At 45.4% G+C, this 15,624-nt stretch carries 14 protein-coding genes and 1 pseudogene; 14 read left to right on the top strand and 1 reads right to left on the bottom strand.

What is annotated here, in order from left to right:
* Positions 1–66: 66 nt before the first annotated feature.
* The 10 genes from HH215_RS05885 (at position 67) to HH215_RS05845 (ending at position 11,238) form a co-directional block, all read left to right on the top strand.
* Complete coding sequence (locus tag HH215_RS05885; RefSeq protein WP_169279051.1) at positions 67–933, top strand: NAD-dependent epimerase/dehydratase family protein; 867 nt, start codon at positions 67–69, stop codon at positions 931–933.
* A gap of 198 nt (positions 934–1,131) precedes the next feature.
* Positions 1,132–2,085, top strand: coding sequence for a collagen-like domain-containing protein (locus HH215_RS05880; protein ID WP_169279050.1), 954 nt, complete (start codon positions 1,132–1,134; stop codon positions 2,083–2,085).
* A gap of 324 nt (positions 2,086–2,409) precedes the next feature.
* Positions 2,410–2,700: a GNAT family N-acetyltransferase gene (locus HH215_RS36960; protein WP_375140488.1), complete on the top strand. Its 291-nt coding sequence runs from the start codon at positions 2,410–2,412 to the stop codon at positions 2,698–2,700.
* A 100-nt stretch (positions 2,701–2,800) separates the two neighbouring features.
* Positions 2,801–4,420, top strand: a complete 1,620-nt coding sequence (locus HH215_RS05875) for a sensor histidine kinase (protein ID WP_169279049.1) — start codon at positions 2,801–2,803, stop codon at positions 4,418–4,420.
* Positions 4,421–4,441: 21 nt separating this feature from the next.
* Complete coding sequence (locus tag HH215_RS05870) at positions 4,442–6,037, top strand: response regulator transcription factor (RefSeq protein ID WP_169279048.1); 1,596 nt, start codon at positions 4,442–4,444, stop codon at positions 6,035–6,037.
* A 146-nt stretch (positions 6,038–6,183) separates the two neighbouring features.
* Positions 6,184–7,494 (top strand): ABC transporter substrate-binding protein, encoded by a 1,311-nt coding sequence (locus tag HH215_RS05865; protein ID WP_169279047.1) that lies wholly within the window; start codon positions 6,184–6,186, stop codon positions 7,492–7,494.
* The gene (locus HH215_RS05860) at positions 7,491–8,411 is read left to right on the top strand and encodes a carbohydrate ABC transporter permease (protein WP_169279046.1); all 921 of its coding nucleotides are present in this window, start codon (positions 7,491–7,493) and stop codon (positions 8,409–8,411) included. The genes HH215_RS05865 and HH215_RS05860 overlap by 4 nt, the downstream gene beginning before the upstream one ends.
* The gene (locus HH215_RS05855) at positions 8,401–9,237 is read left to right on the top strand and encodes a carbohydrate ABC transporter permease (protein ID WP_169279045.1); all 837 of its coding nucleotides are present in this window, start codon (positions 8,401–8,403) and stop codon (positions 9,235–9,237) included. The genes HH215_RS05860 and HH215_RS05855 overlap by 11 nt, the downstream gene beginning before the upstream one ends.
* A 34-nt stretch (positions 9,238–9,271) precedes the next feature.
* Positions 9,272–10,171, top strand: coding sequence for an alpha/beta hydrolase (locus HH215_RS05850; RefSeq protein ID WP_217362278.1), 900 nt, complete (start codon positions 9,272–9,274; stop codon positions 10,169–10,171).
* A complete protein-coding gene (locus tag HH215_RS05845) occupies positions 10,168–11,238 on the top strand; it encodes a serine hydrolase domain-containing protein (protein WP_169279044.1) in 1,071 nt (356 codons plus the stop codon). Before HH215_RS05850 ends, HH215_RS05845 begins: the two co-directional genes overlap by 4 nt.
* A gap of 340 nt (positions 11,239–11,578) precedes the next feature.
* Here HH215_RS05845 and HH215_RS05840 read toward each other — a convergent pair whose 3' ends face one another.
* Positions 11,579–11,965: a hypothetical protein gene (locus HH215_RS05840; protein ID WP_169279043.1), complete on the bottom strand. Its 387-nt coding sequence runs from the start codon at positions 11,963–11,965 to the stop codon at positions 11,579–11,581.
* A 477-nt stretch (positions 11,966–12,442) separates the two neighbouring features.
* Between HH215_RS05840 and HH215_RS05835 the strand changes: the two genes are divergently transcribed.
* The 4 genes and pseudogenes from HH215_RS05835 (at position 12,443) to HH215_RS05820 (ending at position 15,568) form a co-directional block, all read left to right on the top strand.
* Entirely contained in the window at positions 12,443–13,846 is a 1,404-nt protein-coding gene (locus HH215_RS05835; protein ID WP_169279042.1) for a WG repeat-containing protein, read from the top strand.
* Between the two features lie 16 nt (positions 13,847–13,862).
* Positions 13,863–13,952 (top strand): annotated as a pseudogene (locus HH215_RS05830) (dihydrofolate reductase family protein); the annotation flags it as partial.
* 214 nt (positions 13,953–14,166) lie between these two features.
* The gene (locus HH215_RS05825; RefSeq protein WP_254450384.1) at positions 14,167–14,712 is read left to right on the top strand and encodes an immunity 51 family protein; all 546 of its coding nucleotides are present in this window, start codon (positions 14,167–14,169) and stop codon (positions 14,710–14,712) included.
* A gap of 286 nt (positions 14,713–14,998) precedes the next feature.
* Positions 14,999–15,568, top strand: a complete 570-nt coding sequence (locus HH215_RS05820) for a dihydrofolate reductase family protein (protein WP_169279041.1) — start codon at positions 14,999–15,001, stop codon at positions 15,566–15,568.
* Positions 15,569–15,624: the final 56 nt, after the last annotated feature.

Below are 15,624 nucleotides of genomic sequence, written 5' to 3'. Positions count from 1 at the left end.
TGACCCCTAACAAGACGCGGAAATCGCGGCTTTTTCTATTTATGGGATCTATCGGAGGAATGGTTTATGAAAATTATCGTCGCCGGAGCTACTGGAGCTGTCGGACGTTTCTTGCTTCCAAAGCTGATTCGTGCAGGTCATGAAGTAATTGGAATCACGCAAAGCGAGAGTAAGAAATCCATTATCGAGAATACGGGAGCAAGAGCCTTAATCGCTGATGTCTTTGATCGCGAGGCAATACGATCAGCATTAGATGAATCTCAACCCGAGGTTGTCATTCATCAATTGACTTCTTTGAGTAATCGCAATTTTTCGGATAATACAAGGATACGCAGAGAAGGAACGCAAAATCTAGTAGATGCCGCCCTTTCGGCTGGTGTCAACCGCATCATCGCCCAAAGCATTTCGTGGGCATATGAACCGGGCAAGGGACCGGCAACCGAAGATGTATCCTTACACGTAGCAGCCGAAGAGCCCCGGAAATCGACAATTGACGGCATATTAGCATTGGAAAGTGCCGTTACAAAATTACCGCAATATGTAATTTTACGTTATGGAATGTTCTATGGTCCAGGCACTTGGTACGAGCATAATGGATTTATGGCACATCAAATTCATCAAAGACAGGTTCCTGCAACCGAAGGGGTCACTTCTTTTCTTCATGTGGAGGATGCCGCTGAAGCAGTGCTTTTCGCCTTACAATGGCCATCTGGACCCGTGAACATCGTGGACGACGAACCGGCAAGAGGAATGGACTGGCTCCCGGTTTATGCGCAAGCCATAGGAGCACCTATCCCTGAAACTCTTTCGAATAGTAACGCTTGGGAGCGAGGGGCATCGAACAAGAAAGCCCGGCAGGAATACGGCTGGAAACCGCTATACCCGACTTGGCGGACGGGATTTACCGATAGTCTGAATCAGATCTATAAGTAACTAGAACGAGGCTGCCGGCAAGTATAGGCAGCCTCGTTGCACTAACGGGAAAGAGTGTTGGAATTATGGATTAACTCTACCTACGATTAACCCATTATTCTAAAAATAGTTATTAGTCTAGCTAATAGCGGCTATTAGTCCATGCCTATAATAAGAAACTTACGTACACTGAACCATCTTAATAGGGAGGTGTGAACGTTGAGCTGTCTGGATAGAAAAAAACGGTGTAAAAAGAAAACCGTAATTGTTTGCCATCCAAAAAGAAAAAAAACGAAGCGTTGTTTGCGAGTTGTTAAAAAAATAGTTATTAAAAAAATTGTACGGGTGCCGCAAAAAGGCCAGCAATTGCTTCAAGGACTTGCAGGGGCAATTGCAGAAGCTGGACCTCAAGGACTTGCAGGAGCGCTTGGACCCCAAGGAGTAGCAGGTCTTGTAGGAGCGATTGGCACACTTGGACCTCAAGGACTTGCAGGAGCGCTTGGACCCCAAGGAGTAGCAGGCCTTGTAGGAGCGATTGGCACACTTGGACCTCAAGGATTTGCAGGAGCACTTGGGCCCCAAGGACTAGCAGGACTTGCAGGTGCGATTGGCGCACTTGGACCTGAAGGGCTTGTAGGAGCGCTTGGACCCCAAGGACTAGCAGGACTAGCAGGTGCGATTGGAGCAACTGGACTGGCAGGAGCAACGGGACCAGCGGGACCAGCGGGATCTGCTGGGATGGCAGGTGGAGTAAAAGGCTTCGCGGATTTTTTTGCTTTAATGCCTCCTAATAATGCTGCAACTGTTGCTCCCAACACGGACGTAAGTTTTCCCCAAGATGGTCCGATCAGCGGGGCTGAAATTACCCGTGTAAATGCAAGCTCGTTTAACTTGGCAACAATTGGCACTTACCAGGTTTTGTTTCAGGTAGGTGTAAACGAACCTGGCCAACTTATTTTAACGCTCAATGGCGCTGACCTTGCTTATACGGTGGTCGGGCGGGCAACAGGTACTTCTCAAATAGTAGGAATAGCTCTTGTGCAAACAACGGTCATTAATTCAGTGCTCACAGTTCGAAATCCTGCTGGTAATGCCGCGGCACTCACGATCACTCCATTAGCCGGAGGAACAAGATCGGTTTCCGCACACCTTGTTATTACACAGATTGCATAGAGGGAAAGAAATAAAGTATCTAGGTTAGATGTTTCAACTGACGGGACACGATAGCGCTATAAGTAACGAGAACGAGGCTACCGGCATGTATCGGTAGCCTCGTTGCTCTAACGGGCAGCGAAGTTGTCAACTGATAAGGTGAACGGCATCACAAATAGTATAATTTATATTGATACAATACATGGCTACTTCTCTAATAATTAATGTAGTATGGTTTTACAGTCTTAAAAATGAAAATACTATCATGGAATTTCCATAGAAAGGAGACTCAACCGTGAATGAAAAAACCTCTACATTCGTCTAACCTCGTCATTAGAAGCGCAGTTGCTGACGACTTCGACATGCTGCGGGGACGACGAGATATTGCCTTTCACGCGCGTCGCTGTTGTTGAGGGGAGGGTCGTCGGCTTTGGTTCAGCACGTCCTGTCGACGACTTCCTCGAACTCGAGGATCTGTTCACAGATCCTGATTGGATGCGCCAAGGCGCCGCGAATGCACCTCGATGTTACGAGTGCTCGACCTTGAAATCACTAGAGATAGAACTAAGATATTGTCCATCTCGAAAGATATGGTGTATGGTTAGTTTCAATATGGAAGCCCGTAATGGAGTGTGATTCGCATCCATCTTAAGTTTAGGGACATGCCCTCAAACGTAAATTGTATCTGTGCATCATTCTGTTTATCGTGGTGCCTCTCATCATAACCGGATTTTATTTGAACAACCAAGTTGCTAGCTTAACCCTAAACAAGTCAAGCGACATCGCTTTGCAGACGTTGAAACAAACGAGGCAAAATTTTGATTCCCTGCTCGCGGACACGAACGATCTCTCTCTCCGGATTCTTTCGAACGCCCAAATTCAAAAATTCGTCAAAGAGGATTACAACAAAGCGCTGGATTACGATAGATATTACAAGGACATTTTCTCGTGGTTGAATGATCTTAAAGGATCCAAAACGGTTTTCGATACGATAAGCATTATCCATGACCATAAAGTCATTTTTCAAATGGGAACTCTCGATTCCAGCGTGAATTCCGAGCATGTGAAGCGAGCTTTGGAATTAAAAGGGAAGATTTATTGGGCCGTCGAAGGGGACAAACTGTATTCCTACCGGAGAATAATGGACTTCAATAAATACGGAAACGACCTCGGCGTCGTTAAAATCAATATTTCGGAGGAGGCCGTCTATCATTTTTACAAGGGTGTAAACTCTTATGATGGATCAAATCTGTATTTGGTAGATTCCGGTGGAAAAGTTTTGTCTGCATCGTTGAAAAATAAGATCGGGCAACAATACGAGCCGTTCGATGATATGAAAATAAAGATTTCAAATCGAAGCGAAGGTTTCTTTAGCGAAAATATCGGAAACAAGAACAATATCGTTTTGTTTTATAGAATAGCTCCTACGAATTGGTTCCTCGTTCAGACGATACCGGAAAGCTCGTTTACGCCGCTGAAAACAACCATCAATACCGTGCTCCTCATCGCGATCGCGCTCTGTATTCTTTTTGGTTTTCTGTTTTCGCTTATTCAACACAGTTATTTGATTAAGCCATTGGGCAAGCTGCGGACGGAAATGGCCAAATTGAGAATGGGCAATTTCAATATTCATCTCAATACGGAATCCAAAGACGAGATCGGGGAAATCAATCAAGGATTTATCCGAATGACGCAGCAGCTCAAAGAAACGATCGATGACGTTTATATTAGCAAAATCAAACAAAGGGAAGCCGAATTAACCGCATTGCAGGCACAGATTAATCCGCATTTTTTGTACAACACTCTAGATTCCATACATTGGTTGGCCATGAAACATAGAAATTACGACGTCAGCGAGCAGATTGAAGCTCTTTCCGAAATATTCAAACACGTCCTGAATAAAGGACAGCCGATCGTCACGATCAGCGAAGAACTTGAATTCCTTGAAAATTATATGTTTATACAGAAAGCCAAGTATGGACAACGGATCCGATTAATGATTAGCGCGGACCCGACGTTAATGGACTATAAAACTCCTAAACTCATTTTGCAGCCGTTAGTCGAAAACGCTATTCTGCATGGGCTGGAAGAAAAATTGGAAGGCGGCACGATTGATGTTCGGATAGATATAATCGACCGCAATGTCCGATTCGTCGTATCGGATGACGGGATCGGGACGGATCAAAACCGGATCAACCGAATGATGAGAGACGGAGATGAAATACAAGACGTGTTTGCTTTGAAAAATATCGATGATCGAATAAAGCTGAATTACGGACGGGAGTACGGCTTGCAATTTCGCAGCCAAGAACGGGAGGGTACAGTCGTCGAAGTGCTGATTCCGATGATCATATAAGGGCGATAAGGGGTGGGAGCTATGAAATTGTTGATCGCGGATGACGACCGGCAAATTCGGGAAGGCATTAAGGATGGAATCGATTGGTTTGCCATTGGAATCGATGAAGTCATTACGGCTTCTAACGGGCTGGAGGCACTCGACATTTTCGCCGAATCTCTTCCCGAGATCGTAGTAACGGACGTTAAAATGCCCGGGATGGACGGCTTGGAATTGCTCAAGCGGGTGAAAGAAATCAGGCCGACGACAAAAGTCGTTATTTTAAGTGGGTATAACGATTTTAAGTATTTGAAGAAAGCCGTTCAACTGGACGCGGTCGATTACGAAATGAAGCCGGTCCGGGCCATTAATCTCATCCAGCTCATTAAGAAAATCAAAGAAGATATTATCCGCGAGAAGGTTTCGGAGGAAACGTTCAATAAGTATCGGGAATCGTATAAAGATCTCTTTCTGGATCAGCTTTTCAGCGGTCAAATTAACGATAGGCTGATTATTGTTGAGGGGCTAATGAAATATTATCGGTTTGATGCGAAAGGGCCTTTGGTATGCGTAAGTTTCGAATTGGACCGGGCTGCCGATGATTTGGAAAAGGGGCATCCGGCCATGGACAGGCTTCAGGAATTTCTGGAAAATCGAGATTTGGAAGCCAAGTCGCTAGCATTCAGGACGAAAGCGGGAGAAATAATCGCCCTTCTCAAATTGGAAACCTCCTCTTATCTTTATTACCGGCACATTATCCATGATATGAAGAATAGATTTACGACTTGGATTCGCGAAATGGCAGCGACGCACGGAGTTCATGCATCGGCAGGCATAAGCGCGATAGGGAGTGCGTCCGAATTCCCCGTACTACTCGCGCAAGCGCATGAAGCGCTCGCTTTGAAGCTGTATTCCGCCAAAAGCTCCGTCCATGACTACGAGGAATCGACTAAGCTTGAGAATTTGCCAATAGCGGGTCTTCTCGAGAACGAGGAGTTCAACTCTCATATTCAGTTCGCCCGGTATGACGGCCTGTCCGAAATGATCGGTATGGACTTCGATCAAATAACCGCTGAGAGGAAATACAGCCGTAGAAGTCTGCTCGCATACTGCAAAAGTTTGATTCAACTGCTCGCAATATCGTCAAGCGAACCGTCCGCGGAGCTGTCGGAATTTCTTTGGAGTAAATCCGAGCGGCTCGAAGAGAGTTCGTCTTTCCACGACGTTGGCGACTACAGGGATTTCGTGCTTTCCGTGTATAAGGAGGCTTGCGATCAATTTTTAAGGACCAAGAATGCTAACTTAAGCGCGATAATCGTTCGCGCCGAGGACTATATTCGAAAACACTATGCGCAGGAAATATCCGTTGAGAGGGTAGCGGAGTACGTAGGCAAGACACCGAATTATTTTAGCCATCTCTTTAAGAAAGAAATGGGCGTTTCGTTCCGTGAATTCGTGAACCGGCTCAGAATCTCGAAGGCGAAAGATCGGATCTATCATTCGAACGATCGCATTTACGAGATTAGCGAACAGGTCGGATTTTCGGATTACGCATACTTTACCCAAGTGTTCAGGAAGCTGGAAGGCTGTCCTCCGACAGCCCTTAGGAAGAAGCCGGCCGAGGGAACAAAGGAATAAAAATCGAAGATTAACTAAACATTTCGTAGTTTTTTAAAATAGTGGCGACCGCAAGATGACCGTATAATGTGATTTGTAACGAAGCGCGCTCGTTACGGATGCCAATACGGTTTTTTATTTTCATGAATATATCAGGAGGTCATAGAATGGCGATTTATAAAAAAGCGGCCCTATTACTGACGGTGGCCATTTGCATGACAATGTTGTTGGCTGCATGCGGCAGTTCGGATTCAGGCTCTAACGGGAGTCCGTCCGCCGGAAATGAAAATTCCTCTTCTTCGCCCGTTCAATCGAATAATCAGGAGCCTGGGGAGAAAATCAAGCTTACGCTAATGATCGCTCCCGTAGACGATCCAAATGGAAAGAAAGAAGAAGAAATGGTTGCCGAGCACTTTAAGGATAAATACGACATTACGTTTAAACCTTGGGATTCAAGCGCGGAGAAAACATTGAAAACGACGATTGCCGCCAATGAGCCGATCGACGTAGCCATGTATTGGCCGGCTGCCATGGAAACGTTCGTGGATTCCGATATGGCATTGGACTTTACTCCGTATCTGGATGAGAACGGCGCGGAATGGAGAAATACTTTCGTCGGGAATGCGTTGTCTGCGGGCGCTTATGGGGGGAAAGTATACGCGGTTCCTTACGCGGCGGTCTACCCGATACTGGAAGTGAATAAAGACATCACCGACAAAGCCGGCGTCACGTTCCCCGACGGACCTCTGAGTTGGGAAGATTTTATGGCGGCGCTGGAAACGATTCAATCGAAAACGGGAATTACTCCTCTCGGTTTGTATAAAGATTGGGGACCGTGGGTGTCGAGAAATAATCTGATTACGATTTGGCCGGACGAGGCTAAGAGGAGCGAGTTTGCGTCAGGACAAATCCCTTTTACAGATCCTCTAGTATTGAAAGCGTTCGATGCTTCGAAAGAACTGTACGACAAATACGTTTATCCGGGCAAAGGCGCTCTGTCCACGACATTGGAACAAGTTAACATCGCCTTTAAGGCGGGTAAAGTAGCGATCAAAGCAAACGTAAACATCCTTGCCGCTCAATCGGTGAAAGAATCGGGCTTGAAAAATATTCAAATCGTGAGCTGGCCGAATATGGGATTGAATTATGTATTAGGAGGATCAAATGGTTATATGATTCCGGCTAACGTCCCCCATCCGGAAGCATCCATTGAAATCGTTAAATATTTGACCAGCGCCGAGGTGCTGCAGAAACGCGTGGACACCGGAGCGCCGGTAACGATAAACGGAGTCAAATCCGACGACCCGAACTTTGCTCTGTATGCCAAAGATATTGCCAACATTCAACCCGAGGAGATTATACATCTGTCGCCGAAGATTAGCGATATTCTGAACACGAAGATGCCTGCCAACTATATTTTCAGCGGAAAATCTTCATTGGACGAATTGGAAAAGTTAAGGGTAGAAGCGACGAAATGAGCGTGCGCGAAATGAATATGGCCAAGCAAAAGCCGTTATTGAACGTTCGAACCAAATGGCTGGGGATTGCCTTTCTCGTACCGGCTCTGCTATTCATTATATTTACGATGCTCGTTCCGATCGGATGGAACGCGGTGATGTCCTTCACGACTTGGAACGGGATGGGCGACATGAAAGCCGCCGGATGGAATAATTACTTAGAGCTATTCCAAGATCCGGTTACGTTAAAAGGATTTTATTATTCGGTTTTCATTGCCGTGATCTCGACGGGGATTGCGGTATTGACGGGACTGCTGCTCGCATTGTTGATTAATAAAACGGGGCGAAGAGAGGGGGCGTTCTATCGGCTCGTTTTCTTTGCTCCGGCCATGATGCCATTTGTAGTGATCGGCTTGCTTTTCTCGTTCATTTTGAGCCCGGATACGGGTTTGTTGAACCGAATCTTTCAAGCCATCGGCCTTCAGAGCCTTGAGCATGCTTGGCTGTCGGAGCCGGGCATCGTACTCTGGACGATCGCCGTTGTAGGCGGTTGGAGGTTTTCCGGATTCGCGATGATGTTGATGTATACCGCGATCGTTACGCTTCCGGCTTCGATGTTCGAAGCCGCGAAGTTGGAAGGGATGAGCTATTATAAGCAAATTCGTCTGATTATTATTCCCCTGATCATGCCGACGATAAGTTTGGTCACTATGCTCATGCTTATTATTTCCTTTAAGACCTATGATGTCGTGTGGGCTATGACCAAGGGAGGGCCGGGCGATTTCTCCAGAACGGTGCCCGTCCGGATGCTGGATGTGGCTTTCCGTTATAACGAATTCGGTTACGCGGCTGCCATCTCGGTTATGTTGACTTTGTTGGTGTCATTGATTATCTATTTGTCTCAGAAGCTGACAAGAGGGAGCGTATATGAATATTAGAAAACTAGATTCGGGACTGCTAATTCGTCTATTCCTAGTCTCGTTTACGATCGTTAATATCTATCCGCTCTTATTTACCTTTTTTACCTCATTCAAAACTTCCGAAGAGTTTTTTGCGGATATTTGGGCGTTGCCGCAACAATGGTTGTTCGACAACTATAAGCAAGCTTTCGAGGTCGGCCGATTAGGCGAATACTTCTACAATAGCGTCGTAATCGCGCTTGTCTCACTAGTATTAGTCACCGTTATGGGGACATTCGCGGCTTACGCGCTTGCAAGACTTCATGTTCCGTTTAGCGGAGCTATCGTCGGGTTACTGCTAGTCATTCAAATTTTGCCGACGGAGTCCATGGTCTTGCCTTTGTATATGATGATGTCGAAGCTGAAACTGCTGGGCGTTACCTATGTTCCGATCACGTCCGCTTATATAGGCTGGTTGCTTCCAGGAACGATCGTCATTTTGCGCAATTTCTTTCTTTCCGTTCCGTCGGAACTGTTGGAGTCCGCGAGAATAGACGGAAGCAGTGAACTCCATACGATGTTCCGAATCGTATTTCCGTTATCGGGAGGGGCTATCGCTACTTGTACCGTATTGAATTTTTGCTTCGTATGGGGCGAACTGCTATGGGCTCAAATTTCGACGTTGACGACGGAGAAGGGGATTCCGATTACGGTTGGCCTTCTTAACTTTCAAGGTCAATACGCTACGAATTGGGGACTCATGACGGCGGCGATCTGCATGATCTTGATTCCGCTTGTTCTCCTCTTCGTTTTCCTGCAGAAATACTTTGTTCAGGGACTGACATCGGGAGCGATTAAGGGATGACAAAGAGCCTTGGGAAATGCGGAGGTGATGGTGAATGATGAATGCAGTTACGATCCCGCTGTATGATCATAACGAATATGTTCGACTAGAGGCGTATCTGTTGCATAGCTCCGATGAGTTTCAATTAGGTCGGAACCGTCCTGCCGTCATTGTTTGTCCGGGCGGCGGATATCTCTGCACATCCGACAGGGAGGCGGAGCCGGTTGCCTTGCGATTTGCCGCCCAGGGGTATCAAGTTTTCGTATTGAGGTATACGACTTATTTCAAGGAATACGTACCCGATCTTAATGAAAGACCTCCGGGAAATCCTCATTCGGTTTTTCCGCAGCCTCTATATGATCTGGCGCTCGCGTTACTTATTGTGAGGCGTGACTCCGCGAAGTGGCGCGTTGATCCAGATCGAATTACGATCGTCGGCTTCTCCGCCGGCGGTCATCTGGCCGCGTGTTTGGGTGTTCATTGGGCTGACGATTTCCTTTATGAGAGATTTAATGTTGATAGAGGGCTTTTGCGGCCTGACGCTCTAATTCTCGGTTATCCTCTCGTTGATCATTCGCTTGCGATGGAAGCGGAGAAAGATGAGCCATTCAGAGAGCTGGTCTATCAAGCCCACTTCGGACATTCCAATCCAACGCCGGAAGAACGGAAGGCTAGAAGTCCCGTTCATTTCGTGACTTCCCGAACGCCGCCCACTTTCCTATGGCACACCGCGGACGATGATCTTGTCGATGCTCGCAACTCTATGAAGTGGGCGCTCGCTCTAGCCGAGAATAAGGTTCCGTACGAACTGCATATATTCGAAAGCGGCGTTCATGGGTTGTCCTTGGCAGATGAAACCTCGGCGGCCGAAGAAGCGCATATGAATGCCAGCTGCCGCATTTGGTTTGAACTGGCCTTATCTTGGCTGAGAAGAAAGGATAAAATTCTAAGATGAATCATAGCCGATTTAGTCGGATACAAACGTTTATTGAGCAGCGTATTCAAGATCGGAAGCTGGCGGGTGCTGCATCGCTAGTTGCGCGGAATGGCCGAATTGTACATTGTAAGGTGCAGGGCTTCGCCGATGTTGAAACAGGGAAGCTATTAGAACGGGACGCGATCTTCCGGCTTGCTTCGATGACCAAGCCGATTATTGGAGTTGCCGCGATGATGCTAGTGGAAGAAGGCAAAATTAAGCTAAGCGACCCGCTCGGCAAGTTTATTCCCGAATTCGACAGAGGGATTACCATTCACCACCTGCTTACCCATAGCTGCGGATTGGGGCAAGGGCCGATCGGATTCCAAGAGATGCTTATGCCCGGGCTCGGGGATACTTTGGCCATCCATATTCCTAAGTGGGCGAAGGTGCCTCTGGATTTTCAACCGGGATCGCAAACGGGATACAGCCCAATCGCCGCCTTCGATATTCTGGGAAGAGTGATCGAGATTACTTCGGGGATACCGTTAGATCAATACTTGCATCAGTTTCTTTTTCAACCTTTGGGCATGAAAGACACCACTTTTGTACCAACGGATAAACAATGGCAGCGAGTCGTTACGATGTATGAAGGTACGGATCAGGGGCTTGTGAAGTTTAAGGACCAGAAAATATTTTTCCATCCTCGATATTTTTCCGGAGCAGCCGGTTTGTTCGGTACTCTGGATGACTATTGCCGATTCGCGCAGATGCTGGCAAACGGAGGGGAATTGGGCGGATACCGGATTCTAAGCGAGATGTCCGTGCGCATTATGGGGACAGCGCAGTTGGCGGATACAATCGAGGGTTTCCCGCGAGGGCAAGCATGGGGGCTAAGCATGCGCGTCATTACCGATCGGGCAGCAGCGGGAACCTCTCTGTCGAATGGGAGTTTCGGGTGGAGCGGGGCATGGGGAACGCATTTTTGGGTAGATCCTAAGGAGAATCTGGTCGCCTTGCTCATGATTAATCTCGCTAACGCCGGAGGGGCCGATGCGGAAACGGCTCGCGAATTCGAAGGGGCAGTTATGCGGTCATTGAATTAAGCTTTCCGAACCATGAAGAGCGCCATCCTCTCATCGAAGAGCGGGTGGCGCTCTATTTTGATTATGCTGGCTAATTCAGGAGAAGAATTTCGATGGCAGAGTTTTTGTTTGCATCTAGAATTATTATTTTTTCAGCAGGGGTTTCGGATTAATAATGCGAATTATACTACGTCGTGTAATCTAATGTCGTGACAAGGCGGCGGATTATGGACAAAAGAGGGGGTGCTTTGGAAGATTATAGAATCAAAATTGCTTCTTGGAGTTAGATAAAAAAGGAGAAAACGAAAGGACAGACCTTCAAGCTCGATAAACTGCTACGCTCATATACAGAATAAAGCGATCATTTTTTTAATATCAATTTTTCTGACTCACCATCGAGTGTTAAAGTAATAATAAATTCGTTGTTTCCATTGGGAGCGAGATTATTATTGCTGGTATTGGTCTCATATCTGTAACCAGATGTCCAGTTCCTCTGTTCAGAACCCGAAAAGTAATTTGAAGCTCCTGAAAGTTTGTATTCGAAATTATGAATGGCATCTGTTCTGTTTCCTATATATTCACATGAAATTGTACTTAGATTTTTATTGTTAATTGTAAGTGTAACTCTCCAATTATCAGAGACGCCTTTGTATATGTCGGAATTATTTGATTGATAAGCAAACACTGATGATACAAGAATAATTAATAGTAGGGCTGCAGGTAAGACGTACACTCTGTTAATTCTCATTATAAACCTCCTAGACTTCGGTAATAACTGATAATGTTTCTGGTGAGAAGACCACGCTTGATGTAATAGAGCAAACAAGCGCTATGAAATAAGTGATAGTATGGTTGCGTTAAACAATATAACTCATAAATACCAATAATGCCAAGATGTCGAAGACAAGAACATTGTCCGATTCCCGACAGACCAAAACATCGGGTACAAGATAATTAACGGGGAGATTAGTCTTATCCACAATCGAATTTGGTTAAAATCAACAGAGGTATCTATCAGGTGTTTATACTCTCTTAAGGAGTCGCGTAAATCGCGGCTTTTTTGTTTTAGGGATATAAGTTCTTTTTTAGAATGTAGGATAAGAACTTATGGTAAAAAAAGGAATTCAATATTCCATTTTGAGTAGACCGAGGTTTCATGAATATGCGATAATTGTAATTATTTAACGTCGTTGAACAAAATCTATTGAAAAAAGAGATGAGCCATTTGAAGAAGAGACTATTAACTTTGATGTGTATGATCATGATGTTTAGTAACATAACAATTGCGGTAGCTAATGAATCCATTCCTAATCCTATTGAACCTGAGTTTTCTTACGCTAGTGACTTTAGTGAAGAGGGAGTAGCAATGGTTGCCACCGGTGGAGAATGGAGTCTTAAGCTCTGGTACGATCTTTATGGTGCCAAATATGGCTTTATTGATAGGTCAGGTAAATTTATCGTTGAGCCACAATATGATTGGGCGACCGCATTCGTTGAAGGTTTTGCGAGAGTCGAAAAAGAGAAGAAAATTGGGTTTGTAGACATAACCGGCAGAGAGATTGTAAAACCGCAATATGATTGGGTAGATGATTTTAGCGAAGGTATGGCTGCAGTGGAAAAGAACGATAAGTGGGGCTTTGTTAATAAAACGGGAAAAGAAATTGTAACACCTCGATATAACAGAGTTGATTCTTTCAAAAACGGAATAGCAAAGGTGTACAACAATAACAAAGTGGGATTCATTGATAAAACCGGAAAAGAAATTGTAACCCCACAATATGGGTCGATTGAACCTTTTGCTGGCGGAATGGCTGCAGTTTACAAAAATGGGAAATGGGGATTTATCGCCCAAACGGGAAAAGAGATTATAAAACCTCAATATAATAGTGTAGGTAGTGTTGGTCGTCCTAAGGTTAACTATTTCACAGAAGGATTGGCTCTGGTAGCTAACGATCAACGAGATCGAAATCCTTTATTTATTGATAAAACGGGTAAGGTGGTCCTGAAGACTCGTTATGATTATGCGTTTGATTTTAGTAATGGATTGGCTTTGTTTAGTAAGGGTTCGAAAATTGGATTTATCGATAAAAAAGGAAAAGAAGTCATTAAGCCTCAATTTACTGACGCTCAGTCTTTCAATGAAGGTATGGCCGCAATAATGAATAAAGAGAGAAAATGGGGTTTTATTGATAAAACTGGAAAAGTAATCGTAAAGCCTCAATACGATAACGTATTTGATTTTCAAGACGGAGTCGCAATTGTTCAGAACGGTTTGAAGCAGGGGCTCGTAGATAAAACCGGAAAAGTAATCTTGAAGCCCATATATGAAAAAATTAAGCCCTTGTATGAAGGCTTGATCATGATTCAACAATCTGGAAAATGTGGCGTTGCAAACAGGAGTGGAACCGTAATTGTTAAACCTAAATATGATGATTTAAAGACTTTTAGTGAAGGACTTGCTGCTGTTGAATTAAAGGGGAAATGGGGATTTATAAACAAAAACGGAGAAATAATAATATCCCCACAGTATGCTGTTGTAAATGATTTCAAAAATGGTTTTGCACTGGTTCAAAGAGAGGAATGGAAGTACAGTTTCATCTCAAATCCGCAGAATAAACCTGCTGATTAAGGCCTTGTGAAGTTCTGGAAAAGACATCTGGCTATATGGCGGAGCATGTCTTATTACAACTTTTATCCATTTAGGACTTGTCGATGAATTTAGATTATGTGTTCACTGTCCGTGAAAGAAGAACGATTGAAACAATTAAACAAATGGTTTGAAAACGATGATCATCAAAAGATTATAGATGAGATCGTGGCATTGCCCGACACCGATATAGACTATGAACTGACGGGTCATCTGGCACGCGCTTATAACAATATGGACGAATATGATAAGGCTATTAACATGCTATTATCCGTACAAGAACAGGGGAAGGAGGATTCCCTGTGGCATTTTCGTTTGGGCTATGCTTACTACTATTCGAGAAGAATAAGGAAGCTTTGCAACAGTTTGAGATAGCGTATCAACTGAATCCAGCAGATAAGCAAGCATCCAAATTCGTGCAGATGTCCAAGACCAGTCTTGCAAGCCAGATGAATAAGGAGGGGACATCTGATAAAGTCATCACATCCACGCAAAAGTATGCGCCATCTCCGGATGCAGAATCTCTTTTACCCTTCAAATGGGTGGTTCACGCGAACTCGGTATCACTGATTTTGAGCGTGGGGAGCTATAAAAATGAGGTTTTTGCGGAACGTGCTGACGAGGGATTTGAAGGAAACGGCTATGAGTGGGGTTCTTTAGCCGCTATTTTCATCGAAGAGATCATGCCGGAGTTGGCAGCTCAGATCCAATTTGAACCTAAGGCGAGTATGTTCTGCGCTTACTCTACGGACGGCGAAGCGCTGGAGAGGTTTGCTCTAGGTTTTAAGGCTGCTTGTGAGGATGATGCCCTGATACGCGATTTATTTTCCCGTGCGGAATTGGACTAAGGAGTAGGAGACGAGCGCGAAGAGATGAAACAGGTCACCTCAGTCTGAGTATGCAAAATAAATTGGACTCCTGCGTAAAGTATCACTTAGGCAAGCGAATGAGATTTATAACGACCTGGCAGATCGGAAGATTTGCGCAATATTGTTGTTTTCCAAGAAAATTCAGATTTCCACTTGTCCCTTACGTTACGTAATGATTTATAGTGAATGTAAGAGCAGGACGAAACACGGGTCCTATTGCCGAAAAATCGTACAAGATAAATTCGAAAACAAAGGAGAAACAGACATGAGAAAACTCGTATTGTTCATGCATGTGTCGCTGGATGGGTATGCGTCGGATTCGAACGGAGGACTGGATTGGATTCCGTACAACGAGGAATTAGAGAAATACGCCGAGGAGGTCGTAGCCGAAGTCGGCTCTCCCGTATACGGACGTACGACGTATCGGATGATGGAGAGCTATTGGCCAACGGTACTGGACAATCCGAATGCGTCAAGGCACGATATGGAGCATGCCAAATGGGTGCAGGATGTTAAGAAGATCGTCATTTCCGGGACGATGGACAAGGCGGAATGGAACAATACGATGTTGATCAAGGACAATATCGCAGAGGAAATCAAGGTGCTCAAGCAGCAGCCCGGCAAAAATCTCGTTATCTTCGGCAGCCCGGGAGCGGCGAAGACGCTGCTTGAGCTCGGCCTGATCGACGAATTCCTGCTTACGATTTGTCCGGTCGTCCTGGGCGACGGAAAATCGGTGTTCGACGGCTGCGGCGAGAAAATCAGGCTCAAGCTGCTGTCCAGCCGCACGTTCAAGTCTGGCATTATCGCGGCCCGATATGAGTTGGAGAAATAGCCGTACAAGGTGTTCCGCTAAAGGGCAGTGCGAGAAGAGGGGGGCTAGCCGCCCCT

Source organism: Cohnella herbarum, assembly GCF_012849095.1.
Lineage (GTDB): Bacteria > Bacillota > Bacilli > Paenibacillales > Paenibacillaceae > Cohnella > Cohnella herbarum.
The sequence above is the reverse complement of the archived record's forward strand: the minus strand, read 5'-3'. Positions and strand labels throughout refer to the sequence as shown.

Excerpts from the sequence above, each read along its gene's own strand:
- HH215_RS05885 (WP_169279051.1), top strand. The coding sequence starts at position 67 with ATGAAAATTATCGTCGCCGGAGCTACTGGAGCTGTCGGACGTTTCTTG.
- HH215_RS05870 (WP_169279048.1), top strand. The coding sequence starts at position 4,442 with ATGAAATTGTTGATCGCGGATGACGACCGGCAAATTCGGGAAGGCATT.
- HH215_RS05865 (WP_169279047.1), top strand. The coding sequence starts at position 6,184 with ATGGCGATTTATAAAAAAGCGGCCCTATTACTGACGGTGGCCATTTGC.
- HH215_RS05860 (WP_169279046.1), top strand. The coding sequence starts at position 7,491 with ATGAGCGTGCGCGAAATGAATATGGCCAAGCAAAAGCCGTTATTGAAC.
- HH215_RS05855 (WP_169279045.1), top strand. The coding sequence starts at position 8,401 with ATGAATATTAGAAAACTAGATTCGGGACTGCTAATTCGTCTATTCCTA.
- HH215_RS05850 (WP_217362278.1), top strand. The coding sequence starts at position 9,272 with ATGATGAATGCAGTTACGATCCCGCTGTATGATCATAACGAATATGTT.
- HH215_RS05845 (WP_169279044.1), top strand. The coding sequence starts at position 10,168 with ATGAATCATAGCCGATTTAGTCGGATACAAACGTTTATTGAGCAGCGT.
- HH215_RS05840 (WP_169279043.1), bottom strand. The coding sequence starts at position 11,965 with ATGAGAATTAACAGAGTGTACGTCTTACCTGCAGCCCTACTATTAATT.
- HH215_RS05820 (WP_169279041.1), top strand. The coding sequence starts at position 14,999 with ATGAGAAAACTCGTATTGTTCATGCATGTGTCGCTGGATGGGTATGCG.